The organism is Quadrisphaera sp. INWT6 (genome assembly GCF_015390235.1).
In the GTDB taxonomy this organism is placed as follows: Bacteria; Actinomycetota; Actinomycetes; order Actinomycetales; family Quadrisphaeraceae; genus Quadrisphaera.
This window is the reverse complement of record NZ_VUOH01000004.1, coordinates 225,747-244,664: the sequence shown is the minus strand read 5'-3', so window position 1 is coordinate 244,664 and position 18,918 is coordinate 225,747. Positions and strand designations below refer to the sequence as shown.

Here is an 18,918-nt window from a genome sequence, read left to right as displayed (position 1 = left end):
GTTGTGGCGCAGTACCGTTCACCCCAGGTGACCGGTCGAGGGTGAGGAGGAGGCGCGGTGCTCGACGTCCGGAGGCTCCTCCTGCTGCGCGAGGTGGCGACCCGCGGCACGCTCGCCGCGGCCGCCGAGGCGCTCAGCTACTCCCCCTCCCACGTCTCCCAGCAGCTGGCGCTGCTCGCCAAGGAGGCCGGGGCGCCGCTGCTGCGCCGCTCGGGACGGCGCGTGGTGCTCACTGCGGAGGCCGAGGAGCTCGTCACCGCGGCTGGTGAGGTCCTCGACGTGCTGGAGCGCGCCCGCACCCGGGTCGCGATGACCTCCCGGCGCGGCAGCGAGGCGCCGCTGGTGGGGCGGGTGCGGCTGGCGCTGTTCCAGTCGGCGGCGCTCGCCCTGCTGCCGGGGGCGCTGCGGTCTCTCGCAGCCTCCCACCCCGACCTGCGCCTGGAGGTGGTGCAGGCCGAGCCCGGGGCGGCGCTGGAGGAGCTGGCGCTGCACGACCTCGCGCGCGACTTCGACGTCGTCGTCGCCGAGGAGTACCCGGCGCACTCCGCCCCCCACCTGCCCGGGCTGGTGCGCACCGAGCTGGTCCGCGACGCCCTGCGCCTGGCGCTGCCGCCGGAGCACCTCGCGCCCGGCGCCAGCGACCTCGCCGGTGCCGCGGCGCTGCCGTGGGTCGCGGAGCCCGAGGGGACGGCGAGCCGCCACTTCGCCGAGCAGACCTGCCGCACGAGCGGCTTCGAGCCCGACGTCCGGTTCACCAGCGCCGACCTCCAGACCCACCTGCGCCTGGTGGAGACCGGCTGCGCCGTCGCGCTGCTCCCCGGCCTGGTGCACGCCGGCCGCGAGACCACCTGCCGGCTGGTCGAGCTGCCCGGCCAGCCGCGGCGCACGGTGTTCGCCGCCCAGCGGGCCGCCTCGGTGGGCCAGCCCGCCGTGGCCGCCGTCGTCACCGCGCTGCGCGCCCAGCTCACCTGACCCCGGTGGCGCCCCTCCCCAGGGTCGTCACCGGGGCCCCCCCTCCGCGACGATCATGCGGCTGAGCGCCACCACGACGCCCCACGCCCACCCGCACGATCAGCGCGAGGGCCCTCCGAGCCGGTCGTGCACGGCCGCCGCGACCACGAGGTCCTGCCAGGCCATCCCGGTGCCCTTGAACACGACGGCGCCCTCCGGCGGGGTCGCGCCCTCGGCGAGGAGCGCCGCCAGGTCGACCAGGTCGTCGCTGCTCAGGGCCCCCTCGGCGATGGCCAGGACCACGTCGCCGGCCTCCCGCAGGGCCGTGGCGCGGTCCTCGACGACCACGGTCGCCCGCCCCAGCAGCGCGGCGTCGAGCTCGCGGCGGTCGGGCTGGTGCGAGCCGACGGCGGCCACGACGACGTCGTCGCGCAGGACCGCGGAGTCGAAGAGGGGCTCACCGGCGCTGGTGGCGCACACGACGACGTCGGCAGCCGCCAGCGCCTCGCGGGCCTGCGCGGACCCCAGGGCCGCAGCGCGGGAGCGCCCACCCGCCAGCCACGAGCCGACCGCCCCGGCGCGGGCCGGGTCGCGGACGAGCACGTCGCAGCGCTCCACCGGCCGGGACCCGGCCAGCACGGCGTCGAGGCACTCGGCGTGACCGCGCGCCTGCACGCCGCCGCCGACCACCACCACGCGCACCGGGCCCGCTGCCGCGCGACAGCACCGCCTCGACCGCGGCGACGGAGGTGGCCGGGGTGCGCAGGGTGGTCAGCGCGGCGCCGTCCAGGGTGGCCAGCGGCACGAGCGTCTCGGCGTCGCTGAGCAGGTACACGCCCTGGATGCTGGCCAGGCCGCGGGCGGGGTTGCCGGGGGCGACGAAGACCAGCTTCACGCCGACGCGGTCGCCGGCGCGGGCGGGCATGGTGAGCAGCTGTCCGCTGCCCAGGTCGGTCCCCGTGCGGGGCGGGTCGGCGGAGGGGTCGAGCCCCGAGCGCAGCGCACCGCGCAGGAGCGCCACCGCGTCGGCCGGGCTGACCGCGGCCGTCACCTGCTGGGCGTCGTGGTGGGGCAGCACCCGCCACAGGGTGGCACGGGCTCAGCCGCGCGAGGCGCCCCGGACCACGCCGTCGGCGTCGAGGTCGAGGTTCACGCGGTCGGGGACGAAGTCCATCGTCAGCGCGTAGCACTCCTCCCCGCGCCCCACCACGCGCGCGGTCAGGCCGGCGGCCTCGGCGCGCGCGACGGCGTCGGCCTCGGGCAGGCCCACCACGCCGTCACCCGCGGCGTCGCCCTGCGCACCCGTCCCGCCGCCCGGCAGACAGCTGGTCGTGCTGCCCGACGGGCTGCCCGACGTGCTGCCCGACGGGTCGCCGGCGCTGCTGCCCGCGGGGCCTCCCCCGCAGGCGGCGAGGAGCACGACGCCCACGAGGACGACGAGCGCGCGGGCCCCCCTCACCAGCGGAGCGCCACGGGGGTCAGCGGCTGGAGCCGCTGCGCGGCCGGGGGGCCGCCGCGGCCGAGAGCTCGGACAGGTCCGACAGGATCCGCTGGTGGCGGGCGCGCAGCGCCTCGACGTCGGCGTGCGCCTGCTCGAGCACCTCCTCGGCCTCCGCGCGGAGCCGCCGGGACTCCTCGGTGGCCTTCGCCAGCAGCTGCTGCGCCGCGGCCCGGGCCTCGCCGACCAGCGCCCCGGCCTCGGCGCGGGCGCTGCGCTGCTGCTCGGCGGCCTCGCTGCGGGCCCGGGCGACCTCCTCGGCCACCTGGTCGACCAGCGCACGGGCACCGGCCTCGGCGTCGGCGGCGGTCGCCGCGGCGCGGGCGGCGGTCGCCGCGGCCTCGGTCGTGGCGGTGGTCACGAGGCGGGTGGCCTCGGACTGCGCCACCTCGAGCGCCTCGCGCGCGGCGCTGCGGGCGGCCGCGAGCTCGCGGCGGGCCTCGGCGCGCTGCTGCTCGGACTCCCGGCGGGCCTGCTCCCGCTGCGCGGCGGTCTCGCGCTCGGCGCTGGTCCGGAGCTCGTCGGCCTCGCGGGTGGCGCCGTCGAGGAGGTCCTCGGCCTCGTGCTCGGCGGAGGTGACCACCTCGTCGGCCTCGTGCTCGGCGTCGGCGCGCAGCTGGGCGGCGGCAGCGCTGGCCGCGTCGCGCAGCTCGGCGGCCACGCGCTCGGCGGACGTGCGGACCTGCTCGGCCGACTGCTCGGCGCTGGTGCGCAGGTGGGCGGCCTCGGCCTCGGCGGTGCGGCGCAGCTCGGCGACGGCGGCCTCGGCCTCGGCCTGCTCGCGCTCCGCGGCGGCGCGCGCCGTGCCGGCGAGCTCCTGGGCGCGCTCGCGCGCGGTGCGCACCAGGGCCGCGGCCTCGGCGTGCGCCCGGCGGGACGACTCGACCAGGACCTCGGCGGCCGCGCCGCGGTCCTGCTCGGCCGCGGCCACCTCGGCGTCCGCGCGGCGGCGGGCCCCGGCGAGCACCTCGGCGGCGTCGGCCTCGGCGGCGGCGCGGGTGCGCTGGGCCTCGGCGCGGGCGGCGTCGACCTCGTCGGCGGCGCCCTCGCGCAGCGCCTCGGCGTGCGCGGTGGCGGCGGTGAGGGCCTTCTTGGCCTCGGTGTAGGCGTCGCTGGTGGCCCGGCGGGCCTCGGCGACGGCCGCGGCGAGCAGCGCGTCGGCCTCGGCGCGGGTGCGGGCGGCCTCGGCGTCGGCGCTCTCGCGGGTGGTCGCGAGCAGGGCCGCGGCCTCGGCGCGGGCGCGCTCCAGCACGCCGTCGGCCTGCTCGCGCAGCAGCACGGCCTCGTCGCGCAGCGCGGCGGCGGCCGAGGCGGCCTGCTCGGCGGTGATGACGGCGTCGGCGGCGGTGCGCTCGACCAGCGCAGCGGCCTCGGTGGCGGCGCGGGCCAGCTCGGCCTGAGCGCGCTCGCGCACCGAGGTGGCCTCCTTGACGATGCGCTGGGCCTGGCCCTGGGCCTCGGCGCGCACGGCGGCGGCGGCCTGCTCGGCGGCGCTGCGCTCGCGCACGGCGCGCTCCTGGGCGAGGGCCGTGACGCGCTCGGCCTCGGCCTCGGCGGCGCGCTGTCGGGCCTGGGCGCGGCCGGTGATCTCGTCGGCGGCGGTCTGGACGCTGGTCAGCATCTGCGCGGCCTCGGCGCGGGCGGAGGCCAGGAGCTCGGCGCCCTCGACCTCCTGCGCGGTGCGGGCGGCCTCGGCGTCGTTGAGCAGGGAGATCCCGCGCTGGCGGGCGAGGGTGAGCAGCTCCTCGGCGTCGACCTGCGCGGCGGCGCGCACGTCGTCGGCCTCGGCGGCCGCGGCGACGGCGCTGCGCTCGGCCTGGGCGCGGGCCACCGCCATCAGCTCGTCGAGCTCGACGGCGGCCTCCTCGCGGGCGGCGTCGGCGTCGCGGGCGACCTCGTCGGCCTCGGCGCGCGCGGCGAGCAGCACGGACTCGGCCTCGGCCGTGGCGTCGACGAGGACCTGCTCGACGGCGGCCTGCGCGTCGGCGAGGGCGCTCTCGGCCTCGGTGCAGAGCTCCTCGGCGGTGGTGCGGGCGCGCTCGAGGACGACGTCGGCCAGCTCGACGGCGTCGTCGTGGAGGGAGTCGGCCTCGGCGGCGGCGGTCTTCCAGAGCCGGTCGGCGTCGACGGCGGCCTCGGCGAGCACGCCGCGGGCGCGGTCGCGGGCCTCCTCGACCAGGCGCTCGGCCTCGCCGCGGGCGTGGGTGGCGTGCGCGCGGGTGCGGGCCAGCTCGGCGGCGACCTCGACGTTGAGCTCCTCGGCCGCGGCGCGGGCCGCGGCGGTGAGGGCGTCGACGGCGTCGGCGGAGGTGGTGGCGTGCTGCTCGGCGGCGCGGCGGGTGGCGGTGGCGGCCTGGCGGGCGCCCTCGAGCACGGCCTCGGCCTCGGCGTGGAGCACGGCGGCGGACGCGCGGGCGGCCTCGCCGAGCTCGACGGCGTCGGCCTGGGCCTGCGCGCGCACGGCCTCGACGCGGTCGCGGCTGGCGACGGCGTGGCGGCGGGCCCCGTCCAGGAGGGCCTGGGCCTGGGCGCGGTCGGCGGCGGCCGCGGTGCGGGCCACCTCCAGGGTGGTGGCGGCCTCGCGGGTGGCGCGGTCGGCGACGACGTCGGCGGCGGCGCGGGCGACCACGCGCAGCTGCTGGGCCTCGGCGCGGGCAGCGCCGAGGTCGGCGTCCACGGCCGCCTGCTGGGTGGCGCGCGCGGCCTCGGCGGCCGCGAGGAGGGCCTCGACCTCGGCGCGGGCAGCGGTGAGGACGGCGTCCGCGTCGGCAGCGGCGGCGGTCTGCACGGCGGCGGCGTCGACCCGGGCCGCGGTGGCGAGGGCCTCCAGGGCCCCGCGGACGGTGGCGTCGTGCTCCTGGGCGGCCAGCAGCACCGCGTCGGCGTCCGCACGGGCCTGCTCCAGCAGGGCCTCGGCGTCGGCCGTGGCCTCGGCGCGCAGGGCGGCGACCTCGGCGTCGGCGGCGGTGACCAGGGCGTGGGCGTCGGCCTCGGCGCGCACGCGCAGCGCCTCGACGTCGGCGACGGCGGTGAGCTGCAGCTCCTGGACGGCGGCGCGGGCGGCCTCGGCCTCGGCGCGGGCCCGCTCCCGCACGGCAGCGGCCTCGGTGCGGGCGCCCTCAAGGTCCGCGGCCAGGGCCTCGGACTCCAGGCGCGCGGCCTCGCGCACCTCCTCGACCAGGGCGCGCACGGACGCGGCGTCGGCCTCGGCGGCGGCGCGGAGCCCGGCGGCCTCGACCTCGGCGGCCGCGCGCAGCTCGTCGGCCTCGGTCCGGGCGCTGGCGAGCAGCGCGGCGGCCCCGGTGCGGGCGGCGGCGAGGGCGGTCTCGTGGTCGGAGACGGCCTCGGTGCGCATCGCCTCGGCGGCGGTGCGGGTCTGCACCAGCAGCGCGGACGCCTCGGCGGTGGCCTCGGCGAGCACGCGGTCGGCGTCGCCGGACGCGGCGGACGCCTCGGCGCGGGCCAGCGCGACGAGCTCGGCGGCCTCCGTGCGAGCCCCCTCGAGCAGCGCGGAGCTCTCCGAGCGGGCGGCCTCGCGCAGGCGCTCGAGGTCCTCCAGGGCAGCGGTCCGCTCGAGGTCGAGGGCGGCGAAGACGGCGGTGCGCTCGGCGTCGAGGTCGCCGCGGACGGCGCGCAGCTCGTGCTCCACCAGGGCCGCGGCCTCGGCGCGGGCGGCCTCAGCGGCACCTGCGGCCTCGGCGTGCAGGGCCTGCGCCTGGGCGCGGACCTCGTGGGCGAGCTCGGTGGCCTCGGCGCAGATGCGCTCGGCCTCGTCGCGGGCGGCCTCGGCGTCCTCGTGCAGGGCGTCGGCGGTGCTCTGGGCCTCCCCGGCCACGCGCGCGGCGTGGGCCTCGGCCTCGGCGACGCGCGCCTGGGCGGTCGCGACGGCGCGGGCCCGGACCTCCTCGGCGGCGGCGGCCGTCTCCGAGCGCAGCTGCTCGGCGGCGGTCAGGGCCTCGGCGAGGCGCGCCTCGGCCCGGGCGGCGGCCTCGGCGAGCCGGGCCTCCGCGGCCGCGGCGACCTCGGCGTCGAGGGCGTCGGCGCGCGCGGCGGCGTCGGCGAGCACCCGCTCGCCCTCGGCGCGGGCGGCCTCCAGGGCCTGGCGGACGGCGTCGTCGGCGTGCTGGGCGGCCTCGGCGCGCAGGCGGTCGGCCTCGTCGCGGTCGGCGTCGGCGTCGGCGCGCACCTGCTCCACGTCGGCGCGGACCTGGGCGAGCATCTGCTCGGCGACGCCGGTGGCCTCGCTGCGGATGCGGTCGGCCTCCTCGGCCACCTCGGCGCGCAGCTGCTCGGCGTAGCTGACGGCGGCCGCGGCCTGCTTGCTCGCGTCGGAGCGGAGGCGGTCGGCGTCGGCGCGGCCCTCGGCGCGCACGGCGTCGGCGTCCGCGGCGGCGGCCTCGCGGCGCGCGGCGGCGTCGGTCTCGGCGGCGGCGAGGGTCTGCTCGGCCTCGCACAGGAGGCGGACCACGTCGTCGTCGGCGGAGGTGCGCACGGCGGCGACCGCGGCGCGGGCCTCCTCGAGGTCGGCCTCCAGCTGCAGGCGCAGCTCGGCGGCGTCGGCCTCGGCGCGCGAGCGGGCCGCGGAGGCCAGCTCGACGGTGCTCGCAGCCTCGCGGGTGACCTCGGCGGCGCGGGCGGCGGCCTCGTCGACGACGGAGTCGGCGACCTGGCGGAGCACGCTGACGCGGTCCTCCAGGGCGGCGGCCTCGGCGCCCACCTCGGTGCGGCGGGTGCGCAGCGCGCCCAGGTCGGTGCGGAGCAGCGCGACCTGCTCGCGCAGCGTCGTGTACTCCTCGCCCATCGCCGCGAGGGCGCGGCGGCCCTCCTCGGTGCGGGCGTCGAACTGCGCGGCCTCGGACTCGGCCTGCTCCAGGAGCACGGCGGCGCGGGCCTCGGCGGCCTGGATGAGGACGGCGGCCTGGCGGGCGGACTCCCCGCGCTCGGCGGCGGCGTGCGCGGTGGCGCGCTCGACGGCCTCGTGGGCGTCGCGGTCGGCGGCGGCGCGGACCTCGTCGGCGTGGCGCTGGGCCAGGCTCAGCAGCTCGACGGCGCGCTCGTAGGGACCGGGCTCCTGCGCGGCGGGCGGCGCGGGCGGTGCGGGCTGTGCGGCGGGGGCGTACGAGGCGGACGCCTGGTAGCCGACCGGGTAGCTGGCCTGGTGGCTCGCCTGGGGCGGGGCCGCGTAGCGCGCGGACTGGGGGGCCAGCGGCTGCGACGACGGCGGCAGCACGTGCTGCTGGTGGTGCACGGGCTGCTGGGTGGCCTGGGCCGCCGGCGGGGAGCCGTACCAGTGCTCGGGCTCGGGAGCCGGGGCCGGGGCCGCGGGGGCCGGGGCGGCGGGCGCGGGGGCCTGCGCCTGGTGCTGCAGCTGCGGCTGGACGACGGCGGGGGCCGCGCGGCGCTGAGCGGCGGGGGCGGTGCCGAGCCACTGGTCGAGGTGGTCGGAGACCCTGGGCTGGCCGTCACGGACGTCGATGGCGGGGCGCCCCCGGGCGCCGGGTCGGGTGGCGGCCCCGACGGGGGTGGGAGTGGGCACCGGTGCGCCGGGCGCCACCGCCGGCAGGGCGACGGACGTGTGCTGGCGGTGCGAGGCGACGCGGACGCGCGGGAGCGCGGCGGCGGCGTCGTCCTCAGCGGACTGCCAGGGAGACGGCTCGCCCGGGTACCCGGGTCGCGGCGTCTCCATGCACGGATCGTGACACCTCGAACGCTCTCCGCGTGGGACTTCCGGCGCGTCGGGTGTGGTGCGGCGTCCGGCGCGTCGCCGCGGATGACGTCTCCGTGCGTCGCGCGGAGGCGGGACCGGCGGGAAAAGCGGACGAACGGGCGTTCGCGTGAGTCGGGTGTGACTCGTGGTGCTTCTGGTGCAGACGATGGTGCCCCCGCCGAGCCTCGACGGCGGGCATCTGGTGCCGCTACCGGCGTGTCGCGCCGGCGACGAGAGCCCCGCGGCCCTCCAGGACGTCCAGCGGCACCGCCGGGGAGGCCACCTCGGCCGTGCCGACCACCGGCTGGAAGGCCCCGCCGTCGACCGAGAACTCGCCCGCGTACGTCGTCGTGAGGACGACGCCGACCGCGCCGCCCGCCAGGTAGGTGTGCTGGACCCCGCCGGCTGCGCCGCCGCCCCGGCCGGGTGCCCACCGCTGGCCCGGGTCGGCCGTGGGACCGAGGACGGTGCCGTCGCCGAAGTCCCACGCGTAGCTGACCGGGGTGGCGCGCACCTGGACGGCGAAGCCGGCGACGTCGGCGGGCAGCACCAGCGCGGCGGCCTCGGCGACGGCGTTCAGCGGCACCCCGGTCAGGGCGTACCCGTTGCCGGGCTCCAGCACCACGCCCCCCGGGGGCAGCGGGAGGCGGCGGAGGTCCTCGACGGTGAAGCCGGGGAACGCCGCGCCGTCGCCGGCGGCGGCCTCGGCCCCCGTGAGGCAGCGGGTGCCGTCGAGGCGCAGGGCCTGCCCCGCGGGGGCGGCGTAGCGCCAGTGCAGCAGGCGGGGCGGGTCGCAGGCCGCGACCGCCTGGGCGCACATGACGGCTTCCGCGGGGGTGTCGACGCTGTTGCCGGGGCAGGCGATGACGTACTTGACGACGGGTCGCGGGCCGGTCGCCCCCGACCCGGCGCCTGCGGGTTCACCGCTCGAGCCGGGCGCCTGCCCACCTCCGGGGCCGCTCAGGCAGCCGCGCACGTGGACCGTCGCCTCCTTCGCCGCGCTGCCCACGCCTCCGCAGGTCTTCGCAGCTGCGGTCGCAGGAGAGGAGGTGGCCGCGAGGAGGACCACGAGCACGAGCGCTGCGCCCGCGCGACGGGTCGTCCGGCGCAGGGCGGTGATCATCACCGGGGCAGGGTGGCGCGGAGGTCCTCCCCCGCCGCGCCCCGGCCACCCGGGCGGGTCAGCAGCCTCCTCGCGCGCTGCGTCGGACGAGGCTCACGACGACGCAGCGTGCTCGCCCCGGAAGACCTCCCAGCCATCTCTTGACCGTCTCTTGACCCAGCGGTGGGACACTGGGGGATGCCCGCCGGCGTCCTCCCCTCCGCTCCCCCGCCCGCCCCGGCCTGCCCGTCGCTGGTCTCCCGCGGCCGCCGCTGGGGGGTGCTCGTGCTGGCCGTCGCGCAGGTCCTGGCGGCTGTCGTGGCCACGGCGACCGGGGGCGGCCGCCCCTCCGGCACCAGCGCCGACCTGCTCATCACGCCGGCGGGGTGGGCCTTCAGCATCTGGGGCGTCGTGGTCGCGGGGTGCCTGCTGTACGGCGTCCACCAGCTGCCGGCGCACCGCGGTGACGAGCCCGCCCTGCGCCGGGTGGCCTGGCCGCTGATGGGGGCGATGGCGGGCTTCACGGCGTGGCTCGTGGTCGCGGCGACGGCCCCGGCGTGGGCGACCTTCGCGGTGTTCGTGGTGGTGCTCGCGCTGCTGGTGGTCGCGTACAGCACCGCGCTGCGGCACCGGCGTCTGATGGGCGTCCCCACCCGGCTCCTGCTGATCGGCACGCTCGGCGTGTACACGGGGTGGTCGGCGGTGGCCGTGCCGGTGAACCTCGCCTCGGCGCTGGCCGGGCTGGGCCTGCCGGTGGTCGGCGCGGGAGCCGCCGCGTGGCAGGCGGGCGCTCTGCTGCTGGCCCTGGGGGCGGGCGCCGCCGTCGTCTCGCGGTGGCGGGCCCGGGCGGCGAGCACGCTCGCCGCGGTGTGGGGGCTGCTCGCGGTGGCGTTCGGGGCGGGTGCCCGCGAGGGCGGCGGGGTGCTGGCGGCGCTGGCCGCCGTGGGCGCCGTGGTGCTGCTCGGGTGGGCCGTGTGGTCGCGGTGGTCGGACCTGAGGCGACGCGTCGAGTCGAGCACCGTGCGCCTCGGGCGCGGCCCGGTGGTCTGAGGGCCGCGGAGCCGGGTCGCGCTGCTCCGCAGATGGGCCCCTTCGGCGTGACCGTCTGGTCACGCTGAAGGGGCCCATCTGCGGAGCACCCGGACGTCAGGTCGTCGCAGCGCCGCCGTCGGACCCGTCACCGTCACCGTGGCCGAGCGTGAGCATCGCCTCGAGCATCTCGGTGCGGAGCCGCTCGATCTCCGGGGTGAGCCGCTCCACCGCCTGGCGCCGGCGCGGGGCGTCGGCCTTCGACGGCGTCGTGGTGCCGAGCAGCAGGTGCCGCGAGCGCTCCAGGGCGCGGGCGCGGCGGAGCCAGGCGTCGGCCTGCGCGCGCTGGGCGTCGCCGTCGGCGTCGGCGCGGGCGGAGGTGGCGTGGTCGACGAGGGCGGCGATCTGCTGCGCCAGGCGCGACTCGGGGGTCTTGGCCGAGCGCGCGTCGGACCAGCGCTGGGTCAGCGAGCGGAACCTGTCGCGGGTCTCGGGCTCGCGCAGGTAGGGCGCCACGATCGTCATCCAGCGGATGGCGTCGGGGCCGCGCTTGGCCGCGAGCGCGACCAGCTGGCGCAGCACGGCGGGGTTCACAGCGGGCACCCGCCCATCGTCGCGCCGCGGGCCCGCTCGCGCGCGAGAAGATCGACCGGTGGAGCGCGCGGTGGGCGGGGTTCGTGACGGCGGGACGTCCTTCTGGTGGCAGCAGCTGGGGCTCCCGGCCGCCGGGCAGCGGCGGGCGCCGCTGCCGCCGTCGTCGTCGCCCCTGGAGTGCGACGTCGCGGTGGTGGGCGGCGGGTACACGGGGCTGTGGACCGCCTACTACCTGAAGCGCGCCGACCCGTCGCTGCGGGTGGTGGTGCTGGAGCGGGAGTTCGCGGGGTGCGGGGCGTCCGGGCGCAACGGGGGCTGGCTCACCAACGAGATCACCGGCGGGGTGGAGGGGTACCGGCGCTCCCACGGGGCGGCCGCCGTCGACGCGTTCCAGCTCGCGGTGGACGAGACGGTGCAGGAGGTGGTGCGCGTCGCCGCGGCGGAGGGGATCGACGCCGACGTGCACCTCGGCGGGGAGCACACCGTGGCGCGCGGGCCGGCGCAGCTGGCGAGGCTGCGGGCGCTGCACGCGTCGATGGCGTCGCGCGCGGGGACCGACGTGCGGTGGCTCGACGCCGAGGAGGCGACGGCGCGCATCGGCGTGGCGGGGACGTCGGCGGCGCTGTGGCACCCGCACTGCGCGCGGATCCATCCCGCGAAGCTGGCGCGGGGTCTGGCGGACGCCGTCGTCGGGCTCGGGGTGGAGCTGCACGAGGGGACGCGCGCCACCTCGGTCGCGCCGGGTCGGGTGGTGACGGAGGTCGGCGGGCTCGGGGGCGAGCGCGGTGAGGTGCGGGCCCGCGTGGTCGTGCGCGCCACGGAGGGGTACACCGCCGACCTCGCCGGCCACCACCGCGACTGGCTCCCGATGAACTCCTCCATGGTCGTGACCGCGCCGCTGCCGGCGGCGGTGTGGGAAGCGATCGGGTGGGACGGGCGGGCCACGCTCGGTGACGCGGCGCACGTCTACGCGTACGCGCAGCGGACCGCGGACGACCGGATCGCGATCGGCGGCCGCGGCGTCCCGTACTCCTACGGCTCGCGCACCGCCCGTACCACCGCCGACGGCGAGACCCCCGCCCGCACGGTCGAGGGGCTCCGCACCGTGCTGGAGCGGTTCTTCCCCGTGCTCCGCGAGCTCACCCCCGACGGGCGCGCGCCGCTGGAGCACGCGTGGTCGGGGGTCCTGGCGGTCCCCCGCGACTGGCACGCGTCCGTCGGCCTCGAGCGCGCCGACGACGGCACGGCGCTCGCCTGGGCGGGCGGCTACGTCGGCACCGGCGTCACCGCCACCAACCTCGCCGGCCGGACCCTGCGCGACCTCGTGCTCGGCCAGCGCACGACGCTCACCGAGCTGCCGTGGGTGGGGCACCGGGTGCGCCGGTGGGAGCCCGAGCCCCTGCGGTGGCTCGCCGTCCACGGGCTGTACGCCGCCTACCGGGCCGCGGACGCGGCGGAGGCGCGCGGGCGCACCCGGACGTCACCGCTCGCGGGGCTCGCGGGGAGGGTCGCCGGCCACCACTGACGACGTCGTACGGCGGTGGGCTGTGGACGGCGGACTGCGGACGGCGGGTTGCGGCGGGGGCTCGCAGGTCAGAAGGGTCGTGCTGGGGGTCGACCCGGCTGGGGGCAGCGCTGCCTCCTTCCGGGCCTTGCCCCCCGCCCGACCAGCGGTTCCGTACGCACAGCCGCGGCCTGCGCGGGAGTCACCGGCTGACTGCAGGCGTCGCAGAACTCGTCAGCACCACGAGTCGCCTCTGCAGGGCCACGGAGACCACGTGTGGAGGGACAGCGCCCCCTGGACGACACGGGAGCGGTGCGACGTCGCGGGACCGGTCGTCTGTGCGAAGGGGTCGCCGATGCCGCAAGCACAGGCGACCCATGTCGATCTTCAGTCGCCGCACCGGAGTGAGACGGACCACCGGGCGGGTCGAACGAGACTTGCGCACTGAGAGTGACAACAACCGGATCCGCGGCCTGGGGCCGTCGCTGACGGCGGTCAGGTGCGCACTCCACTGAGCCGCTGACACCGGCACTCCTGGCCCACTGACCATCGTCGGCCCCACCACGGCGCCACGTCAGCGCAGGACACCGAAGGCATCGCCCTTCCCCCACCTGTGGAGGCCCGCCTGTCCGCGTCAGTGACCGCGGTGGTCAGCGAAACGCAGACCGGACACTTCAGCGGTCACTGAACGGCTGACAGGACCGCGGAAGGAACACCACTCATGACAAGTGTCGGCGCCCTACTACTGGCCCCAGGCATGTTGCTGCTGCTCGTCGGGGTCTTCATGGCGTTTGGCGCCGGCGCCCGTGGCGCCGGAGTGGACACCCGTCAGCGACGTCGATTCCGTGTCAGAGCCCTCGTGCTGGGGGTCGCCCTCTGCGCCACAGGGACGCTTTTCCTGTTCTTGTGACGTGGGGTGCAACGGTCTTGCTGGTTAGCGAGACGCTGACCGAACAGCGGGGGTCCAAGTTGCACACGAACCTGACGCGCCAGAACAGTCCGTCGCTGGACTGACGCCAGCAGGACGCGGCAGCCAGCACCCAAGATGGGGAGCAACATTGAGGACTGGTTCCAGGTTGATGTGGCTGCGCGTAGTCCTGCTGGCTGTCTTCTTCGCAGCGTTGGCCTACCTCGGTGTCGTCTTCGGCGGACGGCTAGCTACTTCCGTCTTCGTCGCCGTCGGCGCCTGGCTGGTCAGTGTGCTGGTTGTCGTCTGGGTCCACCTTCGTCGGACCTGAGCGCTGCGCCCAGCGAACCCCTCCGAGACGGTCAGTTGTGTCCGTCATCGTCGCTTACGGGGGAGCAGGCGTCCGTCCAGCGGTGGTCAGCGAGACGCTGACCGTCCAGCGGTCCCACTTGAGACTGGTGCCGGGATCACCGCCATGAGCGGGCGAGGAGGCGGGAAACGCCCCAGCCAACTTCATCAGCGGCATCCAGCGGCAACGTGGTTACGGTGCCGTGATGGGTGATCGATCCGAGATGACCACAGAAGACATGGTCGACGCTCTAACCAGTGGCCCCCCGCCGCTGCCTCCACAACTCCTACCTGAGCAACAGGCCATCGCTGCAGCTGGCAGCTGGGACCAGCTCGGCTCCGTCCTGGTCCTGCGTCGCGACGCAGACGGAGAGCTCCTCGATGACACCTACTTGCTCTCCCACGACGGGGGCGGACGGTGGCGCGCACCCGACACACCAGCTGGCTCTGTGATGCCCGAGTGGGTGCTGCACCGTCCCGAGGGTGCCTTCGAGCCCTGGCACGGTGAACACCTGTGGGTGCTCACCGGACAGCTCGCATTCGTCGGGGGCCACAGCTGGTGTGGGGACGTCACGGTCATGGCCTCCAAGGCAGTGACCTCGGTGGAGTTCGTGCACGGCGAGGAGCACAGGCGTCTTCCCGTGCCCGCCAGCGGACTGCTCAGCGTGGCCCGTCCGGTGCGCAATTGGCGAGATGAGGTGCTCGTGCGGGCGCTCGACCACAACGGCAGCCCGTTGGGCTCGGAGACCTATCCCTTCCTCACCGACTCCGACCATGGCTGGCCCGACCCCTCCCTGTGGACAGGCCACTGGTCCCAGGAGTGACGGACGCTCACAACGTTCGGTGAGCGGTCCCTAGTGCGATGAGCAGCGGCGCCGTTCGTCATCACCGGCGAGGAGCTCCGTGTCGCGGCCGGCGGGCGCCTACGGTGACTCCGGCGTGAGCGGGATGCATGCTGGCAGCGTGGGGACACCGCAAGCCGACGCGATGCGCGAGGTCGTGGCCCAGATCCACCCAGCGCTGACAGCCGCCGGGTTCCGCAAACGCCGGTACACCTTCAACCGCACCGTCCAGCCCGGCCTTGTACACGTCATCAAGTACCTACTCGGCCCCGCCGACCCGTCCGGCGTCGGGGAGGTTCCCGGGGTGCACATGAACCTGCGGGGCCTGTTCGGCGTCCAACTCGGGGTGCACATCGCTGAGTCCTGGCAGCTGCAGCACGTCCACCGCAGCGACACCGACCCAGCGACCTCAAGCAGCCGCGCCGCGAAGGAGTGGGTGAACGACTACGACTGCGACATCCGCGAGCAGCTCGTCAGCTTTGATCCAGACCTGAACTGGATGTTCTCCCTGCACGATCCACAGTCCGCGGCAGCGCTGCAGGTTCAGCTGCTACACAGCGACGCCCTGCCCTGGCTGCAGCGCTTCAGCACGCGGCAGTCCATCCTCGAGCAGCTCGAGGCCGTGCCCGTGGACTCCCGCGACATCTGCGGTGATGCCGGCGCTGGCCCGGACCGTCTGCTGGCGGTGCGGATGCACCTGGGCGCCGGGAGCCGGCAGGCAGCCCAGCAGCAGTTCGAGGCATGGGTGACGCACTGCCGCTCAGAGCTGACCCCTGGCGCCGAAGACGACGGCCACCTGGACTTTCTCGCAGAGTTCGCGGACTCAACGGGCCTGATGATGCCGCCCAAGGATGCGCCCTGAGCTAAGCGGCGACGCCTCGCGCCGGTGAGCCCGATGAGCGCTTCTGCGCACACTGGCCCGGTAAGCGGTCCCGCGTGAGACGGCAAGCGAAGCCAGCCGCCGGGCTAGCGAAAGGGCCTGCGACGCCCAGAGAGCGGCTACCTAGTGGCCCTCGAAGTGAGTGGGGTCGTACGGGCGAACCCCCCGGACAGCGGTCGTCTGTAAGACACGCCACGAGACTTGGCGCAGGAACTCGTCCTTGGGTCTACGTTCATGCCATATGAGCGATCTTTGACAACCCGGCGCTTCTGCTCGTGCTTCTCGCCTTCGCTGCGGTGGCAGTGACGGTGTTGGTCGTCGTCCTTCGAGCCATTAACAGGGCGGGGCGACGCTGACCGGACAGCGGCGGTCAGCGAGACGCCGACTAGGGCAAGGTCATCTGGCGCATGTGCGTGAGCCTCGCCTGCCTCCTGATCCGCCAACTCCTTTGATCAGGCACATGCGCAACATGCACAACAAGCGCGACGTCAGAGGAGAGTCGATGAGATCATCTAAGTGCCAACCGCCAGCCGTCACCGGCGGCTCGCAAGCAGCTCACCTGCCCAAGTAGGCGATCACACCACTGTGCGTTCCGACCAGGGAGAACACCGTGACTCCACTTCCCATGAAGACGCGCGTCGTCTTGGCGGGGATGGCGATCGCGGTAGTTGGTCTCTCTGCCCTTTACTACGTCACCCACACCGGTGGCGAGATCAAGCTCAAGCACGGGGTCACTGCCTTCACTAACCCCCTGTCCTTTGCCGGTGGTAGCGCCGCTCTCCCCGCTGGCGGGGAACTGGTTGTCTCTGACGGCGGCTGCCTGGCCATCAAGAACGAAAGCGGCACCTTCTTCCTCGGCCTGCCAGCCGGCTCACGCGCCGACGCGTCGGGGCGCGCGGTGATCGTGGGTAGGGACCCGCAGACAGGACAGAACTTGACGTACGCCGTTGGAGATGTGTTGGAAGGAGGCGGCGGTCAGGGTGGCCCCGGTGACTTCCACCAGGTGCGGGACCAGTGGTCCGACGCTCCGGCCGCCTGTCTGAACAGCCTCACGGGTTACCTGAGCATCACGAGCGTCACGACGCCTTGACCTCTCCGCTCCCGCCACCCGGTTAGCGGTGGTCAACGAGACGCTGACTGGGTAGCGGTGGCAGCCAGTCAAGCGGTATGAGCGTCAGTGACGCCGCAGGCCCAACTGCCGACTTCATTAGCGCTGCACGAGATTACCTGATGATTACTCGGAATGGACGATAACCACGATCGAGATGGCCACGATCAACGACCACACCACGAAAGCTATGGCGCCGAGCCAGGCGCCGACCCTGCCCAGCTTGCGGTCGCTGTCCACTGCCGCTCGCTTGTGAGTGAGAACACCCACGAAGAAGGCAATGGGCCCGAAGATGACTCCGCCTACCGAAGTGATGGCAGTGAGGCCTAGGACGAGGCTCAGAATTCCCATCGTGACTCCAGAGAGCGTGGGCAGTTGTGCCGTCCAGCGGCCAGCCATGCGCAAGACATCCAGAGGAGCAGTCGAGCGAGCTGGCGCCCTCAGACGGCCCTGACGGAGCAGCGAAGGGAGCCCGCTCACGCATGATCTTGTGGGAGCAGGCGCTGACGTGTCACCTCGAGGCCCACGGATGGCCTAGACCAGCGGTCCGCCTGAACGGTCTAATGAGGAAGACCGCCGCGTCGCGTTGGGCTGCCACGCATGCACTCCGATCGTCGCCGATCGACCGCGGCCGTCAACCCTGAGCGTCCGCTCCGGTGCGCCCGGTGAGCGGTCCCTGAGCGGACCGGACAGGCGAACGGTTACTGGATCTCGACCTCGATGTCGCTGACCGCTGCAAGCCCCCGTTCTGAGAAGCACACGGGCAGCTCCTCGCGCCACTGCTCCACGAGGCCGCTGTCGACGACGACACCTGCACCCCCGTAGATGTCATCGCCCACGTGCAGCTCGACCCCGTCCGGGGTGACGACACCGCCGCCGTCCTCGGACACGGTCGTACCGTGCTCCAGGACGAGGACGTCAAGGCCCGAGCCTCCGTCGTCGAGCCCCCAGCAGTCACCGTCGAGCCGCACGACGGTGCCGGGAATGCCGATCGCGGCGACGGCGCCGTCGTACGCCTCACCGACGAAAACCGCCGTGCCGTCATCCAGCGTGAGCCGTGATCCCGACGACGAGCACGCCGCTGCACCTGCGACGCAGGTGAGCAGTGCCGCGGCTGGCAGAGCGATGCGTCGAAGCACCGGCACTCCTCCGTGAGCCTGGCTGGGGACGAGAGCAAGACGCCGGTGGCCACGTGCGCGTTGCACTTGCCCGGCTGTGTCTGAGCGAGTAGCTCGCGGCCCGTTCGACGGCGGTCAGCGGGAGGCCGACCGGGCGGCGGTGATAAGCGAGACGCTGACCGGACAGCGGTAGTCAGCGAGGAACTCACGCTCGTCAAGGCGTCGTCGCTCTCACTCGACAGCGACGGCCTCCCCGCCATCCTTGCTCACAAGGAAACGGCAGCGAACCCGGGACGCTTCAGTCTGAGACGTACGGCGATGTTCTCGACGGTGAGCGCGCCCGAGCTGGCGGTGGTGGTCGCGGCGCAGGCGCCGCAGGTTCTGACGGGCCACCGCATCACCGCGCGCGGCGCCCTCCCGGTAGAGCCGCTCAGCCTCCAGCAGCAGGCCCCGGTCACACAACAGGTTCGCGAGGTTGTTGTAGGCGTTCCGCTCACCGCCCTCGACGGCCACCCGCAGCACCACCTCCGCCGCAGCCACATCGCCGCGGTCTTCCTCCAGCAGGAAGGCCAACTTGATGGAGCAGTCGAGCGCACCGCGCTCGTGGCCCGTGCGCAGCACCTGCTCTGCCTCATCGAGATCACCGCGACGCCGCAGGAGCCACCCCAGATCACCGCACGCGTCGTCGTCGACCTCCGCGCCCGCGCGCAGCAGGGCCTCGATCACGGACTCGGCCTCGCGCTCGCCGCCGTGCTGCAGGCCGTGGTCGGCGTCGAGGTAGAGCCAGCACCCGAGGTACCCAGCCGCGTACGGGTCGCCGCGCTCTGCTGCTTCGCGCAGCAGGGCACGGGCATCATCGGGGCGTCCGTGCCAACGCCACAGGTCGGCTAGCACCGCGCGGGCCTTCGGGTCGCCAGCGTCGTGGGCACGCCGGTAGGCCAGCTCGGCGGCTTCGCGGTCACCGGTCGCGTCAAGCGCCAGACCGAGGTTGAGCACAGCACTGACATCACCCTCAGCTTCGGCGCGGGCAAAGACCTGCGCGGCCTCGGCGTTGCGGTCAAGGGCGTACAGCGAGTTCCCCCAGCCCAACAGGGCATCGGGGTGGCCTACTTCAGCAGCACGACGGAAAGCTTCGATCGCCTCCACGTGGCGACCCTCCTCAGCGAGGTCGTACCCCTCGTCGTACGCCTGCTGCCCCCCGCCGCTCTCCACAGAGGTCAGCATGCAGGCACGGTTCGTCCCGAATCCATCGGTTTCGTCACGCCAGCCCCTCATCATGAGGCGACCGTGACCACCACGTCGGCCCGATGTCTCCAGCGAGCACGTAGCC

The 18,918-nt window shown here is 75.5% G+C and carries 14 protein-coding genes and 1 pseudogene; 7 read left to right on the top strand and 8 right to left on the bottom strand.

Annotated elements, in window-relative coordinates:
• Window positions 1-57: 57 nt before the first annotated feature.
• On the top strand, window positions 58-972 hold the full coding sequence (locus F1641_RS13620) for a LysR family transcriptional regulator (protein WP_194906443.1): 915 nt from the start codon (window positions 58-60) through the stop codon (window positions 970-972).
• 99 nt (window positions 973-1,071) lie between these two features.
• On the opposite strand, the gene F1641_RS20010 is transcribed toward F1641_RS13620, so the two are convergent.
• From F1641_RS20010 to F1641_RS13600, 5 genes and pseudogenes are all read right to left on the bottom strand, one after another.
• A complete protein-coding gene (locus tag F1641_RS20010; RefSeq protein ID WP_206691178.1) occupies window positions 1,072-1,653 on the bottom strand; it encodes a hypothetical protein in 582 nt (193 codons plus the stop codon).
• Between the two features lie 91 nt (window positions 1,654-1,744).
• Window positions 1,745-1,876: pseudogene (locus tag F1641_RS23890) on the bottom strand (ornithine cyclodeaminase family protein); the annotation flags it as partial.
• A gap of 174 nt (window positions 1,877-2,050) precedes the next feature.
• Window positions 2,051-2,410 carry a hypothetical protein gene (locus F1641_RS13610; protein ID WP_194906442.1) on the bottom strand — a complete coding sequence of 120 codons (360 nt, stop codon included), beginning with the start codon at window positions 2,408-2,410 and terminating at the stop codon, window positions 2,051-2,053.
• 19 nt (window positions 2,411-2,429) lie between these two features.
• Window positions 2,430-8,135, bottom strand: a complete 5,706-nt coding sequence (locus tag F1641_RS13605; RefSeq protein WP_194906441.1) for a hypothetical protein — start codon at window positions 8,133-8,135, stop codon at window positions 2,430-2,432.
• 229 nt (window positions 8,136-8,364) lie between these two features.
• On the bottom strand, window positions 8,365-9,282 hold the full coding sequence (locus F1641_RS13600) for a hypothetical protein (protein WP_194906440.1): 918 nt from the start codon (window positions 9,280-9,282) through the stop codon (window positions 8,365-8,367).
• Window positions 9,283-9,456: 174 nt separating this feature from the next.
• Here F1641_RS13600 and F1641_RS13595 point away from each other — a divergent pair, with 174 nt between their 5' ends.
• Window positions 9,457-10,308: a hypothetical protein gene (locus tag F1641_RS13595; protein WP_194906439.1), complete on the top strand. Its 852-nt coding sequence runs from the start codon at window positions 9,457-9,459 to the stop codon at window positions 10,306-10,308.
• Between the two features lie 96 nt (window positions 10,309-10,404).
• Here the strand turns inward: F1641_RS13595 and F1641_RS13590 are convergent, their stop codons facing one another.
• A complete protein-coding gene (locus F1641_RS13590; RefSeq protein WP_194906438.1) occupies window positions 10,405-10,890 on the bottom strand; it encodes a hypothetical protein in 486 nt (161 codons plus the stop codon).
• A 49-nt stretch (window positions 10,891-10,939) separates the two neighbouring features.
• On the opposite strand from F1641_RS13590, the gene F1641_RS13585 reads away from it, so the two are divergent.
• The 4 genes from F1641_RS13585 (at window position 10,940) to F1641_RS13570 (ending at window position 16,452) form a co-directional block, all read left to right on the top strand.
• Window positions 10,940-12,406: an FAD-binding oxidoreductase gene (locus tag F1641_RS13585; RefSeq protein WP_219729558.1), complete on the top strand. Its 1,467-nt coding sequence runs from the start codon at window positions 10,940-10,942 to the stop codon at window positions 12,404-12,406.
• Window positions 12,407-14,092: 1,686 nt separating this feature from the next.
• Entirely contained in the window at window positions 14,093-14,464 is a 372-nt protein-coding gene (locus F1641_RS13580; protein ID WP_194906436.1) for a hypothetical protein, read from the top strand.
• A 79-nt stretch (window positions 14,465-14,543) separates the two neighbouring features.
• Complete coding sequence (locus tag F1641_RS13575; RefSeq protein WP_194906435.1) at window positions 14,544-15,344, top strand: DUF4304 domain-containing protein; 801 nt, start codon at window positions 14,544-14,546, stop codon at window positions 15,342-15,344.
• A 643-nt stretch (window positions 15,345-15,987) separates the two neighbouring features.
• Complete coding sequence (locus tag F1641_RS13570) at window positions 15,988-16,452, top strand: hypothetical protein (RefSeq protein ID WP_194906433.1); 465 nt, start codon at window positions 15,988-15,990, stop codon at window positions 16,450-16,452.
• A gap of 719 nt (window positions 16,453-17,171) precedes the next feature.
• On the opposite strand, the gene F1641_RS13565 is transcribed toward F1641_RS13570, so the two are convergent.
• Window positions 17,172-17,360, bottom strand: a complete 189-nt coding sequence (locus tag F1641_RS13565) for a hypothetical protein (protein WP_194906431.1) — start codon at window positions 17,358-17,360, stop codon at window positions 17,172-17,174.
• Window positions 17,361-17,369: 9 nt separating this feature from the next.
• Between F1641_RS13565 and F1641_RS13560 the strand changes: the two genes are divergently transcribed.
• Window positions 17,370-17,531 (top strand): hypothetical protein, encoded by a 162-nt coding sequence (locus F1641_RS13560; protein ID WP_194906430.1) that lies wholly within the window; start codon window positions 17,370-17,372, stop codon window positions 17,529-17,531.
• Between the two features lie 288 nt (window positions 17,532-17,819).
• Here F1641_RS13560 and F1641_RS13555 read toward each other — a convergent pair whose 3' ends face one another.
• Window positions 17,820-18,812 carry a lipopolysaccharide assembly protein LapB gene (locus tag F1641_RS13555; protein ID WP_255514713.1) on the bottom strand — a complete coding sequence of 331 codons (993 nt, stop codon included), beginning with the start codon at window positions 18,810-18,812 and terminating at the stop codon, window positions 17,820-17,822.
• Window positions 18,813-18,918: the final 106 nt, after the last annotated feature.

Coding starts and splice junctions, on each gene's coding strand:
- F1641_RS13605 (WP_194906441.1), bottom strand. CDS start 8,135: ATGGAGACGCCGCGACCCGGGTACCCGGGCGAGCCGTCTCCCTGGCAG.
- F1641_RS13595 (WP_194906439.1), top strand. CDS start 9,457: ATGCCCGCCGGCGTCCTCCCCTCCGCTCCCCCGCCCGCCCCGGCCTGC.
- F1641_RS13580 (WP_194906436.1), top strand. CDS start 14,093: ATGCCCGAGTGGGTGCTGCACCGTCCCGAGGGTGCCTTCGAGCCCTGG.
- F1641_RS13570 (WP_194906433.1), top strand. CDS start 15,988: ATGAAGACGCGCGTCGTCTTGGCGGGGATGGCGATCGCGGTAGTTGGT.
- F1641_RS13555 (WP_255514713.1), bottom strand. CDS start 18,812: ATGCTGACCTCTGTGGAGAGCGGCGGGGGGCAGCAGGCGTACGACGAG.